Genomic DNA, 19397 nt, shown 5'->3' with positions numbered 1-19397 from the left:
GACATTCCAACCCTCACTCACCAAATCCCCCAATTCCCGGAACCCTCACTCACCTTGGCCGCCAGGACCACCGAGTAGGCCGCGCGTCAGGCCTTGGCAGCGTGGACGAACGCGCGGACCTTCTCCAGGTCCTTCACACCCCGCGATGACTCAACGCCGGAGGACACGTCCACACCCCAGGCACCTGCAGCTGCGGAAGCGGAGGAGACGTTTCCAGGTTCAAGTCCGCCGGCCAGCAGCCACTCCCGCCCGCCGAGCCCCCTGGACTGCACCGAGGCGTAGTCCCACGATTCCCCCGACCCCGGAACAGCGGCGTCAATCAGCAGCAGATCTTCGCCCAGGTCACCGAACTCTTCCGGAGCGGCACCCATGGTAACGGCCCTGATGAGCCGCATCCCGGCGTCGTGCACTGCTTTCACGTCCTCGGCAGTGCGGTGACCATGCAGCTGAACCCATGTGAGTCCTGCTGCCCGCGCCACGAGAACGGCATCATTCGCGGGCTCGTGGCGAAAGACGCCAACCGCCTTCACGTCTTGCGGGACCAGAGGCAGCAACTCGCGGGCCCTTTCCGGACTGACCTCCCGAGGGCTCGCAGTCAGGACAAAGCCCACCGCGTCCGCCCCGGCGTCGACGGCTTCACGCACGGATTCGGGCGTGCTCAGACCACACACTTTGACGAACATTCCGTGCCTCCAGCCATCGCCCGCGTTCAAAACCTCCATATGACGTTAGCAAGCCCGGCCAACAACGCAGAACCGGTGTCCACCACTAGGCTGGACGAATGGAGATTATCCGCTTCGCAGACATCCATCCCGAACCCTGGCGTAACGGCGGCGGGGTGACGCGCGAACTCGCGAGCCACCCGAAGGCCGCTTCGGCACAGGACGGCGCGTGGGATTGGCGCGTTAGCATCGCCGACGTTTCCAAAGCCGGTGAGTTTTCCGTTTTCCCCGGCATGGAGCGGGTCATCACCATCATCGACGGCGAACTGCTACTCCTTACCGTTGATGGCTCCGAGCACCCGTTGGAGAAATACCGGCCCTTCCGTTTCTCAGGGGAGGCGGCGTCGTCGGCTACGCTTCCCACCGGCGATATCCGCGACCTCAACGTCATTGCCCGTACAGGCGCGTTCAAGGGATACACGTCGATCGTCGAGATCTCGAAGAAGCGTCCCCACCCGGTTTTCGAGGGCCAGTTGGCTGTCCTTCTGGAGGGCAAGGCGACTGTTGCGCCTGGGGCTGCGGAAGAGTCCGGCGCCGCGGATGGAACTCACGACGGCGGCAGCCCGGCTCCCGCTGCTGGCTCCACTGAGCCTGTTGAACTGTCCCGCTATGACGCCGTGGTCGGTTCCGATGTCCAGAGCCCTGAGATCTCGGGCCGCGGTTTCGTTGCAGTGATCTCCATCGACCGCGTCGACGACCAAAAGTGACCTTTGCCACCGGAAGTGGCCACCCGCAGCGGGAGTTGCTAGCCTGAAATCAAGGTTCCGCTCTGGAACCTCCGGACGACGGTTCAGTACCCGGCACGCGACAAGACTGGCCAAAGGATCTGTCATGTCGTGGTTAATCCTTATTCTCTCCGGAGCGCTCGAGGCCGTCTGGGCGGCAGCACTCCACCGCTCCAAGGGCTTCCGCAAACCGGTCCCTACAGTGGTTTTCCTGGTCTCGGTCATTGCCAGCACCGGCGGACTCGCAATCGCCATGCAATCCATACCCACGGGTACTGCGTACGCAGTGTGGGTTGGCGTTGGCGTCGTTCTGACCTCGGCTTACGCCATGGTCACCAAAGTGGAACGAGCGACGGCGGCCCGGTTGCTGTTATTGGCGGGGATCGGTGCGTGCGTGGTTGGCCTGAAGGTGGTGGCGTAGCCATGGCTGAAAAAATGACGCAGCAAACTGCCGCTGCCCAACACAGCAACGAGGGCTTCAAGAGCGGCCTGTTCTGGCTGATCCTGCTGGCTTCGGCCATCCTCGAGGCCGTCTGGGCAACAGCGCTGGGCCTCTCCGACGGCTTCACGCAACCTGCGCCGACTGTGGTCTTCGCCATCACCGCGACCCTGAGCATGCTCGGACTGGGCGTCGCCGTGAAGCGTATCCCCCTTGGCACGGCCTACGCAGTGTGGGTGGGAATCGGTGCTGCTTTGACCGTCGGTTGGGCGATGCTCACAGGCGTGGAACCTGCAAGCCCGCTGAAGTTGCTGTTCATCGCCGGAATCGTCGGGTGTGCGGCGGGTTTGAAGGCCCTGCCGGCCAAGTAAAGGCTCAGCCGGCCAAGTAGGTTCGGCAAACAGCGGAATACGCAGCTGCACCGTCAGGTTCACGCCATGGAGAGCACTAAGCAGAAGAGCACCAACGGCATTGGAGATGACATATGACTGCAGTTCACCTCGGCGACGGCCTCGCCGTAAGCCCTTTGGGATTCGGCGGAATGGCACTGACTCCTGTCTACGGTGGCATCGATCCAGCCCAAGGCCTTAAGACCCTCCGGCATGCTGTTGACTCAGGAATCACGTTCATCGACACCGCAGATATTTACGGTGCGGGGAGCAACGAGGAACTCGTCGGCAAACTCCTCAAGGAGCGCCGGGACGAGATCCAACTCGCAACGAAGTTCGGGATCGAGGGCAACCCCGCGGACGGCTACACGGGCGTCCGCGGGGATGCTCCCTACGTCAAGCAGGCGGCAGAAGCGAGCCTCCGCCGCCTGGACACTGACGTTATTGACCTCTACTACCTGCACCGCCGCGACCTCCGCGTTCCGATTGTGGAAACCGTGGAAGCAATGGCAGAGCTGGTCCGTGAGGGCAAAGTACGCCACCTCGGGTTGTCGGAAGTAACAGCCGAGGAGCTCAGGCAAGCCAACGCCATCCATCCCATCGCCGCGGTCCAGAGTGAATGGTCCATCTGGAGCCGGGATGTTGAGCGCAACGTTGTTCCTGCAGCCAAGGAACTGGGTGTTGGCTTTGTGCCGTATTCGCCGCTCGGCCGCGGATTCCTCACCGGAACCGTGAGCGCGAGCGACTTGGGTGAGAACGACTTCCGCCACAAGATCCCCCGGTTTGGCGGCGAAGCCCTCGACGCCAACCAGGCCGTGGTGACCGCAGTCCGCGAGGTAGCCAACCAGCTGGACGCAACTCCCGCCCAGGTGGCCTTGGCCTGGCTGTTCACGCAAGGCAGGCGCCTGGGGATTCCGGTGGTCCCGATTCCCGGCACGCGCAAGACGCACCGGATCGACGAAAACCTGGGCGCACTGTCCCTGGACTTGAACGAAGCGCATCTTGACGTGCTCGACCAAGCCGCTGACGCCGTCGTGGGTTCCCGCTCGGCGGACCCCAACTGGGTGTCGCAGGGCCGCGAAGCCAACCACGTAGGCTGAACGCATGGATTCGCTCAAACATTCCTTGCGGGATATCACCATCCGGAGCATCTCCGTCAGCGAGATGAACAACAACGTGTACCTGCTGACCTCGAAGGCCACGGGTGCGCAGTTGTTGATTGATGCTGCCGACGACCTCCCTGCCATTCAGCAACTCCTGAAGGACAGTTCAGCCGATACGGAAGCCACACCGAAGCTCGCCCGGATCGCCACCACCCATCAGCACTGGGATCACGTCCGTGCGTTGGAGGGCTTGGTGGCAGCCACGGGGTCAAGCACCTCTGCGGGAGCGGACGACGCCGATGCGCTGCCGGTTGCGGTGGATGTCCGGCTTTCGCACGGCGACGTCGAGCGGTTCGATGACATCGAGATTTCGGCAGTCCATTTGCGTGGACATACTCCGGGCTCGATCGCTTTTGTGTATCAGGATCCCGAAGGCCTGGCGCACATCTTAAGCGGGGATTCGCTGTTCCCGGGCGGCGTCGGTAACACACAGAACGATCCCGCGCGCTTCACGTCACTGATGAATGACGTCACGGAACGGCTGTTCGATGCCTACCCGGATGACACCGTGGTGCACCCTGGCCATGGACTCCCGACAACCCTCGGCGCCGAGCGCCCCCATCTAGAGGAGTGGCGGGCCCGGGGGTGGTGAATCTCGTTGCGAGGCCCGATCTACACGCCAACCCAGGGGAATAGCGCGCAGAGTGGGCCACACAACTTAGCGGCCGCGGCGCTCGTTCGACGCCGGAGCCGACGCGCGGCGTGGGCCGCTGCGGGCCGGACGACCAGAGCCGGTGCGTCCCGAGTTGCCGCCTGCACCCGAACCGTAGGATCCTCCGGACGTGCCACCGGTATTGGAAGACCAAACGGCCTTGTTTCCGCCGCTGCGTGTGGTCGTTGCCGACGCCGAACGCGGAGCCGACGCCGAGCGCTGGCCCGTAGCTGGCCGACCGCTTCGGCTGTTCTGCCCCTGCGAACCGGGAACGTCATTTCGGTGAGTGGCACCCGACTTGCCGCGACCGCGTGAGCTGCGGGCGACGTCGTCGTTCGCTGCTGCACGGCGTTCAGCGCGGCTGATATCCGTACGCACCGGCTCAGCCGCGACCTTCCCGCGACCGCCGCGTCCGCCACGGCCACCCGCGGTGGGTGCGGCCTGGCCGGAACGGCGCGCGCGTTTACGCTGGGCGTTGGCGCCGGTGGACGTGCCACCACCCTGCTGCGGAAGCTTTGCAGCGAGAAGTGCCGCACGCGTGCGCGGATCAACCTTGTCGGCGACCTCACCCACAAGCTCCGCGACCAAGGGTGAGCCTGCCGTGACGCGCTCGAAGGAAACGTCGACGCCCGCCGCTTTCATGAGCTTCTTGACGTCCTGCTGCTGGTCAGGGAGCGTCAAAGTCACCACAGTGCCTTCGGAACCAGCACGCGCCGTACGTCCGGAGCGGTGGAGGTAGGCCTTGTGCTCTGTGGGCGGGTCCACGTGGATGACGAGTTCGACGTCGTCAACGTGCACGCCGCGGGCCGCGACGTCGGTAGCAACCAGGACGCGGACCTCGCCGCTGGAGAACTCGGCAAGGTTGCGGTCGCGGGCGTTCTGCGACAGGTTGCCGTGAAGGTCGACGGCGGGGATGCCGGCGTCGGTGAGAGTCTTGGCAAGCTTGCGGGCGTGGTGCTTGGTCCGCATGAAGAGGACCCGGCGGCCTGCCCCGGAGGCGAGTTCAACGATGAGCTGCTTCTTGACGGTCTGGTCGTTGACCACCAGGACGTGGTGTTCCATGGTGGTCACCGCAGCCTGGGGGTCGTCCACGGAATGCGTCAGCGGGTTGGACAGGAAACGGTTGACCAGCTTGTCAACACCGTTGTCCAAGGTGGCGGAGAAGAGAAGACGCTGGCCCTGCTTGGGGGTCATGTCCATGAGCTTCCTGACCACGGGCAGGAAGCCAAGGTCGGCCATGTGGTCGGCCTCGTCCAGCACGGTGACCTCTACGGCTTCGAGGGTAAGGATGCGCTGGCGGATCAAGTCTTCGAGGCGCCCGGGGCAGGCAATGACAATATCGACGCCGGCACGCAGCGCCTTCTCCTGGCGCGCCTGGGAGATGCCGCCGTAGATGACCGTGGTGTTCAAGCCCATGGCCTTGGCCAGCGGCTCGACCGTTGCGTTGATCTGCGTGGCCAATTCACGGGTCGGTGCAAGGACCAGGCCCATGGGGCGGCCCGGCTTGCGGAAGTAGGCAGCCTCGCGCTCGGCCAAGCGTGCCACGAGCGGCACGGCGAATGCGATGGTCTTGCCGGAGCCCGTGCGCCCACGGCCCAGGACGTCGCGGCCTGCCAGCGTGTCCGGCAGTGTCTTGACCTGGATGGGGAATGCCTCTTCGATGCCGGATGCAGCGAGGGATTCAGCGATTGCCTTGGGCGTGCCAAGGGCAGCAAAAGAAGTCATGTACTTCGTATCTTTCGGGCGGTGTCCTGAGAGGGACATCGGCCCCCGACACCGGTTGGGCCAGGGGTTCGCCGAGGAAAAGTCAGGTGGTCTACCGATGCGCTGCAGCAGCGCTGGCCGGGACCAAATGGAACGCGTTCATCGACGCAGGATGTGCCTCTCACATGAAAAATGCCCCGCCGCGTAGCCTTTCAGACCACCTGCTTCAGGGCGTCACCGCACATCAAGTGTTCCCATTCTAGCAGCGTTTGAGGGTCGCCCAGTGCATCAGGCACCCAACTGAGTAGCATTTGTGCGCGTTTAGAGAGCTCATAACGTGCACAAATGCGACTCAGTTGGGCCGGGTGAGGGAAAACTCGGGTTCGCCGTCGTGGGTTTCGGAGGCTCGCGCCTTGGCAGCGACCCGGGGCGCCACGAACACCCCGACCACCGCAATCACAGTCGTCAGCGCGAAGACCCCGGCAAACGGGTTCGTCGTCGAGAAAGCAGCAAAGACCAATCCCGTGGCAGCCAGTGCCAGTGCGCCGCCGAGGGAATCGGAGATGGACATGGCGGCGCTATTGAAGCCCTGGTTCTCGGGCGTGGAGTGGGCCAAGGTCATGACGCTCAGCCGCGGATACATCAGGCCCATACCGCCCCCGGCGAGGATCCACCCTCCGATAACAAGCGCTGCCGGCAGTGCCAGAGCAGCCGTGACCAGTGCCGTCGCGATGGCCACCAAAACCAGCACAGCCCCGATTTTGACGGCGAACACGTCAGCCAACCGTGAGCCCATCCGCCCTTGCACAGCAGACGCACCGGCCCAAGCGAGTGCCGCGCCGGTCAGGGTCAGCCCTGCGAAAGTTGGCGTGAACGCGTATCGCTCGGTCAGCAGGTACGGCAGGTACACCTCTGCGCCGAAGAAGGCGGCTGACGCCAAACCACGTGCCAGGATGACGCTCGGAAGCCCGCGTCGCGCCAGAAGGGTTCCGCGCGGCACCAGCGGCTTCACCGCTATGACAGCAAGGACAAGTGCGACGACGGCAATCACCGGACCGAAGCCCGGCACCTCCGTTGACAGGTTCAGCCCCAGGACGGTGAGCGCGGCGAGTGCGGCCCAGCCCAGGCGCCCGAACGCCCACGGAACGGGCTCGGTTTCGGTGCCGTCCGTTGCACTCATCCCCCGCACCGCCGGCACCACCATCAGCAGCGCCGGAATCACCAGTCCAACAACGCCCAGGAACACCCAGTGCCAGCTACTGAGCTGGGCCACGATGCCAGCGGCAAAGGGACCCACCAATGAAGGAATCACCCAAGACGCGGCAAAGGCGGCGAAGATCTTAGGGTGCAGCGCCGCCGGGTAGACGCGCGCCACAAGCACATACAGGGCAACGGTCATCGCGCCCCCGCCCAGCCCTTGCACCAGCCTGCCAAGCACCAGCATCTCCATGGTTCCGGCTGTCCCGGCTATCAGAAGGCCCGCAACAAACAGCGCCACTGACGCATAGAGCGGCGCAGCCGGGCCCCTGCGATCGGACCAGTTACCCGCGCCCACCATTCCCACCACGCCCGTGGCAAGGGGACCGGCGAAGGCCAGCGCATAGAGGCTGGCGCCGTCCAGGTCCCGGCTTACGAGCGGCATAATAGTGGTCACCGCGAGGGATTCGAAGGCGCTAAGGAAAACGAGCGCACAAGCGCCGACGGTGGCCAGCAGGTATGGGCGGCGCAGGATTCCGGCCGTCGAGGTGTCAGAGGTCATGGACGCCAGCCTAAAACCTCAACTAATGTTGAGGTCAATCCAGCATGCCATCCCTTGGGAGCAAACCCGTGCCGCAAGCATCCGCTCATAGGCCGCTCAGCATCGGCGAGCTATCCGACCGCAGCGGAGTATCGCCGTCGGCCCTCCATTTCTACGAACGCAACGGGCTCATCACAGCGGAGCGGACCGCAGGAAACCAGCGGCGGTATGCACGCGAAACGCTGCGGAGGGTGGCATTCATCAAGACATCGCAAAGGGTCGGCCTCCCTCTGAAGGACATCCGGGAAGCGCTGGACTCCTTGCCGGACGGGCGGACGCCCACCAAACGGGACTGGACCAGGTTGTCGTCGCGGTGGCGCAAGGAGCTCGACGAACGGATTGCGGCTTTGGAGCATCTGCGCAATGACCTTGATGGCTGCATCGGTTGTGGCTGCCTGAGCCTGAAGTCGTGCACGCTGCAGAATCCTGCCGACGAGCTCGGCGCCTCCGGGGCAGGTGCGCAGCGCTGGAATCTGCCCGGCTAGCAGCGTTAGAGGATGGCGGTCATGACGTTCCAGCCGGCCCCCACCTGGACGCGCGGTTTGTAGCCGCCTGTCGTGCTGCCCGGGTAGAGCCAAAGCGTGCCTGCGGAGTCCCGTGCCAGGATGTCCGGGACCTCGTCGCCGTCGAAATCGCCTGGCGTAACGATCGCGGACATGACGTTCCATCCGACGCCCACCAGTTGACGCGGAAGCCACTGGCCTGCCGTGTCGCGCTGGTAGAGCCACAGTATTCCGTCCGTATCGCGGGCCAGGAGGTCATTGCCGGGTCCCACGTTATTGCCCGGGCCCAGAATTGCGGTCATCACGTTCCAGCCGCTGCCAATCTTGGTTCTGGGAAGCCAACCTCCGGCCCCGTTCCCCGGATACAGCCACAGATCACCGGCCCCATCCCGAGCCACGATGTCGGCTTTGCCGTCGAAATCAAAGTCCCCGGGACCCACGACGGCGGTCATGGCGTTCCAGCCGACGCCCACCTTGGACCTCGGCAGCCAATCGGAGTCCCCGTCGCCGGGGTAAAGCCACAAGTCACCGCCCGCGTCCCGTGCGAGGACGTCCGATGCGCCGTCCGAATTGAAGTCGCCAGGCGCCACAATCAGGTTCATGACGTTCCATCCCGTACCTACCTGGGAACGTGGAAGCCAGCCCTTGTTTGCGTTGCCCGGGTACAGCCACAGGGCACCCGCCGAGTCCCGGGCCAAAACGTCCGTAGCGCCGTCCGAGTTGTAGTCCTTCCAAGCAGTCTCCACCCGAGGCGTCGGAATGGCCCACAGGTAGGTGCGTTGCTGCCCGGGGAGGAAGTAGCCCTTTGAGGAGTCAGGGAGCATGGTCAACGTTCCCGGAACTATGTCCAGGTCAAGGGAGATATTTCCCACGGCCTTGAGCGAGGGAAGGTTCAGGACCGTGATGCCCCGTCCAGCTGCGAACAACCTGGTGCCGTCCGGACTGATGGTGACGTTGAGGGGTCCCCAGTACGTAGTGGGCCCGCCGTTGGTCAGGCTGATCGGATTCAGCGTGTTTGCCACAAGGTCTATTTCTGCCAGGAATGAGGTGCCGACGATGAGGTTTCGGCCCTCCCACCTGTCCGGTGTCTTGTCTACCGTGAAAGCCCTTCGGCCGTCCGGGGTGAAGACTGGAATGTTCGCTGGGGACTGGGTGGCAATTTCCCCCACCACACTGTTGGTGGAGATGCCCACTATGGCGATGTCGCCGAAGAACCGCGGGTAGTAGATCTTCGTACCATCCGGAGACATGGATCCGCCGTGCGTGGGCTCAGCCAAGGGAATTGTGGCCGCCAAGGCATTGGTGGCCGTGTTGACCACCCAGATGGTATTTACGGAGGTGCTGGTGACGAAGGCTTTTGCCTGGCTGGATGCAAGCAGCACCTGGCCGGGGTCATTTCCAAGAGGGACCACCGCCCGCACAGAAGCCGTGGCGACATCAATCACGGTCAGTGAGCCCGGCGTCGGCCCGGATTCCGTTCTGGGACCCGGAATAGTGGCATACACCGTTGAACCGTCCGGAGAAACCGCGAGGTCCTGAATCTGCCCGTCCACCGCAACATTCGCGGAGAGAGCTGCTGTGGCAGTATCGAGGATTGCCACGTGGCTATCGAACAGGTAGGTGGCAAGGAAAACCTTCGCCCCGTCCGGGCTGACCTTCATGACGGAAACGTTGTCCAGATCGGCCGTTGCCGTGACTTTGTCCGTCAAGGTGTCAATGATTGCCACGTTGCCGCTTTGGGATGCCGTGATCGCCCTGGTGCCATTGGGAGTTACTTGGAGATACCTTGGACTGCCTGCTTCGATCTTCTTTGGAGCCCCGAAGGCCACCGCCATCGGTGCGGGGTTCGCAGGAGCAGCCCCGCTAGGAAATCCCGCCGCGGTTACCGCGAAGATCGCTGCCACAGCCGCGATGCACAACCGCAAGCGCAATAGTGGTGTGTTTGACATCATGGATCCCCCAACGTCATGCGCCGCCCAGCCGAATTTGACGCGTTGGGTCACAGGCTAGCCACTATCGAATGGAAAAACCATACTTCCATCCGAGCTTGCCGAAACAGCAACGGGTATTGCCTGCCGCCCGCGGCTGACGGCAGGCTTGTTTCATGGCTGAACACACTCACGACGCCGGCACTCACCAGCCCGTACAGACTCACGACCGCGGCACTCATCAAAGCGGCACCCACGAGGGTGGACCACGTCCGGGCGGCCTCAACCTCCACGAGGACGCCGAGAACGCAGCCGACATGTGGGATGGGATGTACCGGGAGCGCCCGAAGGTCTGGAGCGGAAACCCGAATCCGCAACTCGTGGCGGAAGCCGCGGACTTAAAGCCCGGCACCGCATTGGACCTTGGCTGTGGCGAGGGAGCCGATGCCATCTGGCTCGCCGAGCACGGCTGGACGGTGACCGGAATGGACGTCTCCGCCGTCGCGCTTGAACGGGCCGCGGCCCATGCGGCAAAAGCCGGCCAGACTGACCGGATCGCGTGGCAGCAGCAGGACCTGTCTCAGTGGACCCCGGAACCGGCCTTTGACCTGGTGTCCGCGCAGTTCCTGCACTCCCCTCTCCTGCCCTGGCGGGATTCCGTTGCCCTGGCAGCAGCGGCGGTGGCTCCCCGCGGTACCTTGCTGGTTGTGGGGCACCACCCGCACGGGCTGCCCTCATGGAGCCACCACCATGACAGCGGCATGTTCTTCACTCCGGAGCAGCTCGCGGGTCACCTTCGGCTGGACCGCGAGCCGTGGTTCGTGAATGTCCTGACCAGCCGCGAACGCACGATCACCGGCCCGGACAACCAGCCTGCTACAATCCTCGACACCGTCCTACGGGCTACGAAGCACTGAACTACACGGTGTCCGGAAGCAACTCGCCGTACGGAACCACCACGGTTCCTGTGGCCGTCGAGTCCGGGTTGAGCATCCACCCGACGCGTTTGGCCGTGTTCAGCATGACGACGCTCTCCACGAGCTCGATGCCCGGTATCCGTTGCTGGACGGCGAGTTCCATTTCCATGACCTCGGCCAACGAGCGCAACCACATGATCATGGTGAAGTTGGTGCGGCCTGTGGTGGACGCAGAGAAGCGGACGTTCCGCACGGAGCGGAGTTCTGTGGCTGCGGCCTCGTGTTGCCCCGCCGGGACGTTCGCGAACCACTGGACCGTGACGGGAAACCCCGAGAATTTCTGGGCGATTTCGCAGCGGAAGGAGAGCATCCTGCTGGCGAGCACGCGCCCCAATTGCCGTTGCACGGTGGCAGGGTGGCGCCCGAGGGCCCTCGCAATCTCCGCGGCGGTGGCGCGACCATCGCGGGCCAGGAAGGGAATGAGCGCGAGGTGGCTTTCCGGCAGGGGCAGCACGATTGCGTCCGCGGCTGAGGGGTTGGCCGACTCGGGTCCGGCGAGCGCCCGGAGCGCCTGTTGTTCGGCCCGCGAAAGCACGTTGAGCCGCCACGCATAACCGCTCGTGTGGATGCGGGTGCAGAGCGCAGTGTGGTACTTGGTCAAGCCGCGGATCTCCTTGAGCCTCGGCAGCAACCGCGTGCTGAACTGATCGAGGTCCCGGGTGATGACCGTGAGCGTGAGGTCGCGGTTGCTGGCGGCTTCCTCTACGGTGATGACTTCGGCGAGCTCGGCAAGAGCTGCAGTCACGTCGGGCCTGAGGTCCATGTCGCAGTCGATGTCCACCATGGCCAGGCACATGTTCTTCGGATCACCCATGAGGTGTGCCGTGGTCCAGGCCGCCCCCGCCGCCCTCAACCGGTCCCATCGGGCGGCCAGCGTGGTGGCGTGGACGCCGAGGACTTCGCCCGCATCGGACCAGCTGATCCGGGGTGAGACCTGGAGTGCGTTGATGAGCCGCAGGTCTTCTTCGCTGAGTTCCACACGCCCATTGTCTCAAGAAGCTGCATGATTCCTGCGTCCAGAAGCCAAGTGTGCATGTTTCCAGATGTTTCGATAAATGTGAGTCGGGTCACCACAGAATGGCAACAGGAACCCATTGCCGAACGAGACAGGAACATTCATGAGCATCGCCGCCGACGCCAAGGAACTGCGGGACGACATCGTCCGGCTCCGCCACGAACTGCACCGCGAACCGGAAATTGGGCTGCAACTCCCCCGCACGCAGGAAAAGGTCCTCAAGGCGCTGGACGGACTCCCGTACGAAATCGCCTTGGGTGAAAGCACGACGTCGGTCACTGCGGTTCTGCGCGGCGGCGCGGCCCACACTTCGGCTGAGAAGCCGGTGGTACTCCTCCGCGCGGACATGGATGGCCTTCCCGTCCAAGAGACCACCGGCGTGGACTACACCTCCCGCATCGATGGCGCCATGCATGCTTGCGGCCACGACCTCCACACCTCCATGCTTGCCGGTGCCGCAACGCTCCTCGCCGAGCGCCGGGACCAACTGGCAGGCGACGTTGTGCTCATGTTCCAGCCCGGCGAAGAGGGCTTCGACGGGGCAAGCTACATGATCAAGGAAGGCGTTCTGGATGCTGCGGGACGACGGGCGGACACCGCTTACGGCATGCACGTGTTCTCCTCGATGGAGCCGCATGGCCAGTTCGTCACCAAGAGCGGTGTCATGCTCAGTTCCTCGGATGGGCTCGTGGTGACGGTCCTCGGAGCGGGAGGCCATGGGTCCGCACCGCATTCAGCCAAGGATCCCGTAACTGCGGCAGCCGAGATGGTCACCGCCCTGCAGGTCATGATCACCCGCCAATTCAACATGTTCGATCCCGTGGTCCTCACCGTTGGCGTCCTTCACGCAGGAACCAAGCGGAACGTCATCCCGGAGACTGCCCGCATCGAAGCCACCATCAGGACCTTCTCTGAAGAGAATCGGCAGAAGATGATGGAGGTAGTACCCAAGCTGCTCCAGGGCATCGCCGCAGCGCATGGGCTGGAGGTGGATGTGGACTACCAGCAGGAATACCCCCTCACCATCAACGATGAGGACGAGACGAACACCGCAGAGAAGGTGATCGCCGGAATGTTCGGCGACTCGCGGCTCACCCGCATGGCAACCCCCTTGGGCGGTTCCGAAGACTTCTCCCGCGTCCTTGCCGAAGTTCCCGGAACCTTCGTGGGGCTAAGTGCCGTCACCCCCGGTGCCGACCACGCGACGTCGCCGTTCAACCACTCGCCATACGCAACTTTCGACGACGGCATCCTCACCGACGGCGCGGCGCTGTACGCCGAACTTGCCGTTTCCCGCATCGCCGCCCTCGCCGGCAACTAACCCCACCCGTCCAGCCTGGAGAATCACATGACCACCACCGTAGGAACGTCTGCTGACGTCAATGTCCATAAGTCCCATATGCGCACGCTCGTGGGCACGGGCATCGGCAACGCCGTTGAATGGTACGACTGGGCCATCTACGCAACGTTCTCGCCCTTCATCGCGAGTGCGCTGTTCAGCCAAGCAGACCCCACGTCAGCTGTGCTGTCCACCTTGGCGATCTTCGCCGTCGGGTTCGTTGCCCGGCCGTTTGGCGGTTTCGTGTTCGGTTGGATCGGAGACCGGATCGGCCGCAAGACCTCCATGACGGTGGCGGTTGCCCTTGGTGCCATCGGTAGCCTGCTGATCGGCATCGCACCCACCTTCCAAGCTGTCGGTGCTTTCGCGTCCGTGATGCTTTTGGTGGCCAGGCTCATTCAGGGCCTTGCCCACGGTGGTGAGTTGCCGTCGTCGCAGACGTACCTGTCCGAGATGGCCCCCAAGGAAAAGCGCGGCTTCTGGGCGACCCTCATCTACACGTCCGGCACCGCCGGCATCCTGGCGGGCACCTTGCTTGGCGCGATCCTGACGGCAGTCCTGAGCAAGGAGGACATGAGCGCCTGGGGTTGGCGAATTCCGTTCCTGATTGGTGGCGCACTGGGCGTGTACGCCTTGGTGATGCGGGCCAAGATGAAGGAAACCGAAGCGTTCGAGGCGGAGACGCCCACGGAAAAGCGCTTGCCAATGTGGCCACAGATCATCAAGTACCGCAAGCAGGCGCTGCAGGTCATCGGCCTCACGGTTGGCCTCACGGTGGTCTACTACATCTGGGGCGTCGTAGCTCCTAGCTATGCCGCAACAGCTTTGAAGATGGATCGCGGGGCCGCGCTGTGGGCCGGTGTTATTGCCAACGTTGTGTTCATTGCCGCCCTGCCGTTCTGGGGCAAGCTGTCCGACCGCATCGGCCGTAAGCCCGTCATCATCATGTCCTCCGCAGGGGCCGCCCTGCTGCACTTCCCCATGACGTGGCTGCTCAAGGATTCGCCGTGGCAGCTGGCCGTATCCATGTCCGTAATGCTCTTCTTCATCGCCGGCAGCGCAGCAATCGTCCCGGCCGTTTACGCTGAACTGTTCCCGACGCACATCCGCACCGTGGGTGTTGGCGTTCCATACTCCATCTGCGTTGCGGCTTTCGGTGGCACGGCGCCGTACCTGCAGACCTGGCTCGGCAGCATCGGCCAGGGTTACCTCTTCAACGTGTATGCAGTGATCCTGCTGGCGGTGGGCATCGTTTTCGCCTTCTCCATCCCGGAGACGAAGGGCAGGGACCTGACCCACTAACCCCTCCCAACTAAGTCGCAGCAGTGCGCGTTTTGAGGCCTCATAACGCGCACAGCTGCGACTCAGTTGGGTTAAACGAAGCGATCCCGGCCGGCGCGGTATCCGAAGAATGCTGCGAGTGTGCCCACTACCAGGAACAGGATTCCCGCGGCGGCGAACCCGCCCGTGGCCTGGTGCAGTTGGCCCACCAGCAGCGTCCCCACCGAGCCCACTCCGTACCCCACGCCCTGCATCATCCCGGACAGGTGCGCGGCTGTGTGGGCATCGCGGGTTCGGACCATGATCATGGTGAGTGCCACCGCCGTCAAAGACCCCTGCCCCAGCCCGTTCAACCCCGTCCACACCCAGATCAGCTCGGTCGGTCCAAAAATGCTGAGGGCAAAACCACCGCCGGTCATGAGCGCCACCACCGTATTAATGGCCCGCTGGTCCCTGAACCGCGTGGCCAACGCCGGAGCAAACAACGAGCCCAGCATCTGCAGCACAATGGACACAGACACCATCAGCCCGGCGGTTCCGCCATCGATCCCCCTGTCCCGCAGGATCGGTGCCATCCACGCGAACACGCTGAACGACATCATCGACTGCAGCACCATGAACGCCGTCACCTGCCACGCCACTGCGGACCGCCATACGTTGACGCCGCCGTGGACGGCTTGGTGCTTGATCGACGGCTGGCGGATTGCCAGCGGCAGGAAAAGCAAAAGCACGACGGCGGCAGGCACCGCCCAGAACCACAGCGCCGAAGTCCAGTGGCCGGTTGCCGTAAAAACCGGATACGTGAAGCCTGCACCCAGGGCTGCCGACGCGCAGATGGCGGTGGTGTAGAGGCCGCCCATGAGGCCAAGCCTGTGGGGAAAGTCGCGCTTCACGACGCCCGGAAGGAGCACGTTACAAAGGGCGATCGCCGCGCCGCACGCTGCCGTGCCCGCAAGGAGCGCCGGGAGGTGCCCGCCTCCTGCGATTTCCGTTGGCCGTAGCAAGAGTCCTGCCGTGAGAACTGCCATCGCTCCGAGGAGGACCCGTTCTGCACCGAATCTTCGCGCCAGCACGGGCGCCAACGGCGCAAACACTCCCAGCAAAGTGACCGGCACGGTGGTGAGCACCACTACCGCCCAGCCCGGTAGACCGGCGTCGGAGGTTATTTCCGGAAGGACGGCTGAGAAGCTTGAGAAGACCGTCCGGAGGTTCAATCCGATCAGGATGAGGCAGGCAGCGAGATAGACCAAGCCGCGTTTGCCGCGCAGCTCTGTGGCTGCCGCAGCCGGGACGTCGTCGATCTCAGCATCTACCGCGATCTCAGGCAAGAGTCGTTCCTGCTCGGACTTTTCGGTGTAGAAGGGCTTCTGGGAGGAGGTCACACGCCCTATTCTGTCAGTCGAGTTATTCGGGCCTCTTCTGGCAGGATGTACGATGCCTTGGGTTATCCGTTGGGCTTCAACAGCACCTCGAGGGACGCGCCCACCATCTTCGGTCGCTTGGAAAGGCCGCCGGATTTCCCGTAACCCATCGCAGGTTCAGCCAAGTTCTCAGTCAGCTCGGCGTCACGCAGGCTGACATCGATGGGTACCAGCGGTCTATCGGCGGAAAGCCTTGGTGAAGCCTCGACGAGCTGCGTCTTAACCGCAATGGGTCGGACGAGCAATGTCACAAAAATTGAGGCGGCCACTCCTGCCATAAGAACAGAAGATTAGACAAGAGAGCCCGACGCGCGGACTTCTTGTTCTCTCCAGTAACTGCTGCCCGGAGCTGAGCTGCCACGGCCTCCGCACCGTCAGGATCGCTGCTGCTTCTCTCACGACTTCGGGAATCTCGTCAACTCGTCGAGCGTGGGCTTCCAGTTCAGGCAATTCGAGCCCGTGCAGATCCAACCTGCCGTCTGTGGCTTTCCTGATCCATGCCGTCAGCCTTACGTTGACCTCCCTGCCGTCGACTGTCAGATTACCCGCTTAGATGCTGGTGTTTTGAGTGGAGCGTCGTTGGAGCTCGCGGTACACCGTTGTCCGGGACACGCCGAACAGTTCCGCCAGCTCAGCCTGCGTGTGCTCGCCGGCGTCGTGCACCGTAAGAAGATGCTTCCGCTGCGCCTTGGAGAGTTTCGGCTGCTTGCCTTTCAGCCGCCCCTTGGCTTTCGCGACCGCCATGCCCTCACGAGTGCGCATGCGGATCAGGTCCGCCTCAAACTCGGCCACCATCCCTAGAACGTTGAACAGCAGCCGGCCTACCGGGTCAGTTGGATCGTGGGTGCTTCCACCGAGACTGAGGACTACCCCTTTAGCAGTCAGCTCATCGGCTATGTCCCTGGCATCGGAAAGGGAACGCGCCAGGCGGTCGAGTTTGGTCACTACGAGCGTATCGCCTTCCCTGCACGCTGCCATCGCTGCGCGGAGCCCTGGGCGCACCCGGTTCGCTCCCGTGAGTCCGTGGTCGACGAAGATCTGCTTCTCTCCTACTCCCAAGGCAAGGAGCGCATTTCTTTGGGCGGTGAGGTCCTGATCGCTCGTTGAGACGCGGGCATAACCGATCTTCATTCCAGTCATAGGAACATAGTTGCAGTTATCCCGCCATCATCGTGCATTTCATCGTGCGGGTCTTACGTACATGCCGGGGTACATGCCGGGTCCGAGATTCGACAGGGTCCCAGCTAGTCCCTCATCGATGCACGATGAGGGACCGGCTTACGGTCGCCTGAACCTGTACTTTCGACCGCGTGTGAACTCTCCGGTGGCGACCACAACCGCCAGGTTAAGTAATCAACAAGATCAGAGGCAGTCCTTGGTGCCAGTTCGTTCTTCAAACCGGATATCATTCGGAATGCCTTCCTGCCAGCTTGTGCAAGACAAGATCGAGTGTCCCCTGCCTCAGTCAGAGGACCGTCTCATGGAAGCGTTTACTGCGCATCGACGGATGGAGGCCGAGTACCACGATCCCCGCGCGTTCAGGTACAACCTCAACGCGTTCCTACCCTCCCTGAGCTCGATTCAGCAGATTCTTCAGAAAGAGATCGAGCAACTCGGTGATGTACAGCGCTGGAACCAAATTCGAGACCCTTTTAAGAACGACCCTTGGCTTAAGGCTCTAGCGCGGGCGCGTAACGTCACTCTTCACCGGCAAGCAATCTTTGACGGAAGCCTCGTACATATCGGGATGTACAAATGGGGTCGACAAAAACTTTCCGTAGCCCGGAAGCTTCCGCACGACGTACCTAGCGAACGTCTCTTAAAGTGGTTTGCAACGACCGACTTGGGCAAAATGTTTCTTGACGAGGAGCACTCCGCTTGGGGCGAGGAATACGGTGTCTGGCGGCAATACAACATCGCTGAGATAAGCACGAGTGAGGACGTCTTGACGATGACTAGACGTGGCTCTATTCGTGCTCATGACATGCTGGCCGCAGCCCACCGTCTATACGGTGTCGAATCCGGAAACATTGACGACAGATACTTGCTCAGCCGAGAGGGTCTTGCTGACGTGACGGTCCTTCTGGAAAGCGATATTGACCCCTCCCTGCCTTCCAAATGGGGATGGCACTACAGCCGTCCGTGACTTCGCTATGCGTGCTCCCGGGTGAGGCACTAATGCCGATCCTCTACAGGACGGGTTTGGCTTGAGAGGGCAAAAGTGATTTCGTGTTGTCCATGCTGACAGTTCGGGCCGTTCGTTACTTTCGTGATGATGAGATGGGCTTCGAAACGGTCGTGCTTGCCGATCAGGATCTTGCCCCGGAATGGCAATTGGAATTCCAGCGTTCGTTGGATCCCGATGAGCAGGATGTTGCCCTGGGAATGGACTCCTACTGCGTAACCTTGACCAACGGCGCTTGTGCCTATGGGTGCCTTTCGTCTGCCCTCGTCGAAGAGGGAAGACTGCGCGTGATCTTCTCGGAGAATGGAGCCCAGAGATTGGGCCTTGAATCACCCAAGATGGAGCTGTTACTTGATCTTGATGCCGATCAAGTACATGAAATGGTGACGGGGCTCCAGTCCGTTCTTGGGCGAGATGGCAATCCGCCGCTGCTCAATTGACGACTTGAGCCCGTTGCAGCGGGCGTAAGCCGATTGGCTAAAGGACAGAGCGAAATATGAAACCAACGATCTCCAGATTCGTGACGGACGGCAGGGTGTTTTCGCTCGAGCAGACACCAACATCTGACATTAGGCGGACGCAACTGAGCATCGGTTTGAGCGGATCCCGTCGTTGGGACTACTTGGTCCCGGGCTGGCGAGATGTATCTGTCGGCATCAGCGGTGAGATCGCCTACGTATGGGCGGCACGAAGCATCATCGTTCTGCCTTCCCATAAGGATGAGGATCCCCAAGTTATCCCCTTTGATGAAGAAGACCTTATTGTCGTTTTCGTGGCTGGCCCATGTTGGTTACTGGTGTGCGAAACCTCCATCCGGCTGATTGGGCCTGACGGGGAAACGGATCAGGTTCACTTCAGAGAAGTAGTTGAGGAAGCATCCTTTGATGGCCACATCGTGATTGTCAGAGACGTCGAGTCGTTGGAATACCGCTTCGAAGTATCCGGGACCAACTTGGTCGAGGTCATCGATTCGTAACGTCCCTGCTATCGCAGTACGGCAGCTTACTCTGAATCCTTAGCGCACGGAGCCCCCCAAAGGCCCAGCGCCCGGAAAAGGATCCTCCAACGGGACGATGCCTGGCGCTGTATTCGGAATGCAAGGATGAGTTATGAGCAATGTCTTCCTCACCGGCCAACTTCTTTGCAGAGACGAAGA

The 19397-nt window shown here is 62.6% G+C and carries 20 protein-coding genes and 1 riboswitch; of the genes, 12 read left to right on the top strand and 8 right to left on the bottom strand.

Annotated elements, in window-relative coordinates; translation table 11 throughout:
* Window positions 1–86 precede the first annotated feature (86 nt).
* Window positions 87–683, bottom strand: a complete 597-nt coding sequence (locus tag AB0N65_RS19225) for a phosphoribosylanthranilate isomerase (protein WP_364165387.1) — start codon at window positions 681–683, stop codon at window positions 87–89.
* A gap of 98 nt (window positions 684–781) precedes the next feature.
* Between AB0N65_RS19225 and AB0N65_RS19220 the strand changes: the two genes are divergently transcribed.
* From AB0N65_RS19220 to AB0N65_RS19200, 5 genes are all read left to right on the top strand, one after another.
* Window positions 782–1429, top strand: coding sequence for a HutD family protein (locus AB0N65_RS19220; RefSeq protein WP_364165384.1), 648 nt, complete (start codon window positions 782–784; stop codon window positions 1427–1429).
* A gap of 49 nt (window positions 1430–1478) precedes the next feature.
* A riboswitch (guanidine-III (ykkC-III) riboswitch) is annotated at window positions 1479–1544 on the top strand.
* Between the two features lie 9 nt (window positions 1545–1553).
* Window positions 1554–1868: an SMR family transporter gene (locus AB0N65_RS19215; protein ID WP_364165381.1), complete on the top strand. Its 315-nt coding sequence runs from the start codon at window positions 1554–1556 to the stop codon at window positions 1866–1868.
* Window positions 1869–1882: 14 nt separating this feature from the next.
* A complete protein-coding gene (locus AB0N65_RS19210; RefSeq protein ID WP_364165379.1) occupies window positions 1883–2257 on the top strand; it encodes a multidrug efflux SMR transporter in 375 nt (124 codons plus the stop codon).
* A 113-nt stretch (window positions 2258–2370) separates the two neighbouring features.
* Window positions 2371–3375 carry an aldo/keto reductase gene (locus AB0N65_RS19205; RefSeq protein WP_364165377.1) on the top strand — a complete coding sequence of 335 codons (1005 nt, stop codon included), beginning with the start codon at window positions 2371–2373 and terminating at the stop codon, window positions 3373–3375.
* Between the two features lie 4 nt (window positions 3376–3379).
* On the top strand, window positions 3380–4030 hold the full coding sequence (locus tag AB0N65_RS19200; RefSeq protein ID WP_364165374.1) for an MBL fold metallo-hydrolase: 651 nt from the start codon (window positions 3380–3382) through the stop codon (window positions 4028–4030).
* A gap of 66 nt (window positions 4031–4096) precedes the next feature.
* Here AB0N65_RS19200 and AB0N65_RS19195 read toward each other — a convergent pair whose 3' ends face one another.
* On the bottom strand, window positions 4097–5815 hold the full coding sequence (locus AB0N65_RS19195) for a DEAD/DEAH box helicase (protein WP_364165372.1): 1719 nt from the start codon (window positions 5813–5815) through the stop codon (window positions 4097–4099).
* 331 nt (window positions 5816–6146) lie between these two features.
* Window positions 6147–7553, bottom strand: coding sequence for an MFS transporter (locus tag AB0N65_RS19190; RefSeq protein WP_364165369.1), 1407 nt, complete (start codon window positions 7551–7553; stop codon window positions 6147–6149).
* Window positions 7554–7621: 68 nt separating this feature from the next.
* Here AB0N65_RS19190 and soxR point away from each other — a divergent pair, with 68 nt between their 5' ends.
* On the top strand, window positions 7622–8077 hold the full coding sequence (gene soxR / locus AB0N65_RS19185; protein WP_364165366.1) for a redox-sensitive transcriptional activator SoxR: 456 nt from the start codon (window positions 7622–7624) through the stop codon (window positions 8075–8077).
* A gap of 5 nt (window positions 8078–8082) precedes the next feature.
* Here soxR and AB0N65_RS19180 read toward each other — a convergent pair whose 3' ends face one another.
* Window positions 8083–10047, bottom strand: a complete 1965-nt coding sequence (locus tag AB0N65_RS19180; protein WP_364165364.1) for an FG-GAP-like repeat-containing protein — start codon at window positions 10045–10047, stop codon at window positions 8083–8085.
* 152 nt (window positions 10048–10199) lie between these two features.
* Here AB0N65_RS19180 and AB0N65_RS19175 point away from each other — a divergent pair, with 152 nt between their 5' ends.
* On the top strand, window positions 10200–10940 hold the full coding sequence (locus AB0N65_RS19175; protein ID WP_364165361.1) for a class I SAM-dependent methyltransferase: 741 nt from the start codon (window positions 10200–10202) through the stop codon (window positions 10938–10940).
* A 1-nt stretch (window position 10941) separates the two neighbouring features.
* On the opposite strand, the gene AB0N65_RS19170 is transcribed toward AB0N65_RS19175, so the two are convergent.
* Complete coding sequence (locus AB0N65_RS19170; RefSeq protein WP_364165359.1) at window positions 10942–11979, bottom strand: AsnC family transcriptional regulator; 1038 nt, start codon at window positions 11977–11979, stop codon at window positions 10942–10944.
* A 139-nt stretch (window positions 11980–12118) separates the two neighbouring features.
* Between AB0N65_RS19170 and AB0N65_RS19165 the strand changes: the two genes are divergently transcribed.
* Entirely contained in the window at window positions 12119–13336 is a 1218-nt protein-coding gene (locus AB0N65_RS19165) for a M20 family metallopeptidase (RefSeq protein ID WP_364165356.1), read from the top strand.
* A 27-nt stretch (window positions 13337–13363) separates the two neighbouring features.
* Complete coding sequence (locus tag AB0N65_RS19160) at window positions 13364–14656, top strand: MFS transporter (protein WP_364165353.1); 1293 nt, start codon at window positions 13364–13366, stop codon at window positions 14654–14656.
* A 71-nt stretch (window positions 14657–14727) separates the two neighbouring features.
* Here the strand turns inward: AB0N65_RS19160 and AB0N65_RS19155 are convergent, their stop codons facing one another.
* The 3 genes from AB0N65_RS19155 to AB0N65_RS19145 all read right to left on the bottom strand — a co-directional run bounded on the left by AB0N65_RS19155 (window position 14728) and on the right by AB0N65_RS19145 (window position 17196).
* A complete protein-coding gene (locus tag AB0N65_RS19155) occupies window positions 14728–16017 on the bottom strand; it encodes an MFS transporter (protein WP_364165351.1) in 1290 nt (429 codons plus the stop codon).
* Window positions 16018–16079: 62 nt separating this feature from the next.
* A complete protein-coding gene (locus AB0N65_RS19150) occupies window positions 16080–16325 on the bottom strand; it encodes a hypothetical protein (RefSeq protein ID WP_364165348.1) in 246 nt (81 codons plus the stop codon).
* A gap of 280 nt (window positions 16326–16605) precedes the next feature.
* Window positions 16606–17196 (bottom strand): recombinase family protein, encoded by a 591-nt coding sequence (locus AB0N65_RS19145; protein ID WP_364165345.1) that lies wholly within the window; start codon window positions 17194–17196, stop codon window positions 16606–16608.
* Window positions 17197–17536: 340 nt separating this feature from the next.
* Here AB0N65_RS19145 and AB0N65_RS19140 point away from each other — a divergent pair, with 340 nt between their 5' ends.
* The 3 genes from AB0N65_RS19140 to AB0N65_RS19130 all read left to right on the top strand — a co-directional run bounded on the left by AB0N65_RS19140 (window position 17537) and on the right by AB0N65_RS19130 (window position 19217).
* Window positions 17537–18202 carry a hypothetical protein gene (locus tag AB0N65_RS19140; protein WP_364165342.1) on the top strand — a complete coding sequence of 222 codons (666 nt, stop codon included), beginning with the start codon at window positions 17537–17539 and terminating at the stop codon, window positions 18200–18202.
* A 92-nt stretch (window positions 18203–18294) separates the two neighbouring features.
* Window positions 18295–18681 (top strand): Imm10 family immunity protein, encoded by a 387-nt coding sequence (locus AB0N65_RS19135; RefSeq protein WP_364165450.1) that lies wholly within the window; start codon window positions 18295–18297, stop codon window positions 18679–18681.
* A 56-nt stretch (window positions 18682–18737) separates the two neighbouring features.
* Entirely contained in the window at window positions 18738–19217 is a 480-nt protein-coding gene (locus tag AB0N65_RS19130; RefSeq protein WP_364165339.1) for a hypothetical protein, read from the top strand.
* Window positions 19218–19397: the final 180 nt, after the last annotated feature.

The organism is Paenarthrobacter sp. NPDC089322 (genome assembly GCF_040684895.1).
Lineage (GTDB): Bacteria > Actinomycetota > Actinomycetes > Actinomycetales > Micrococcaceae > Arthrobacter.
Note: the sequence above shows the minus strand (reverse complement) of the source record. Positions and strands in the feature narration are given on the sequence as shown.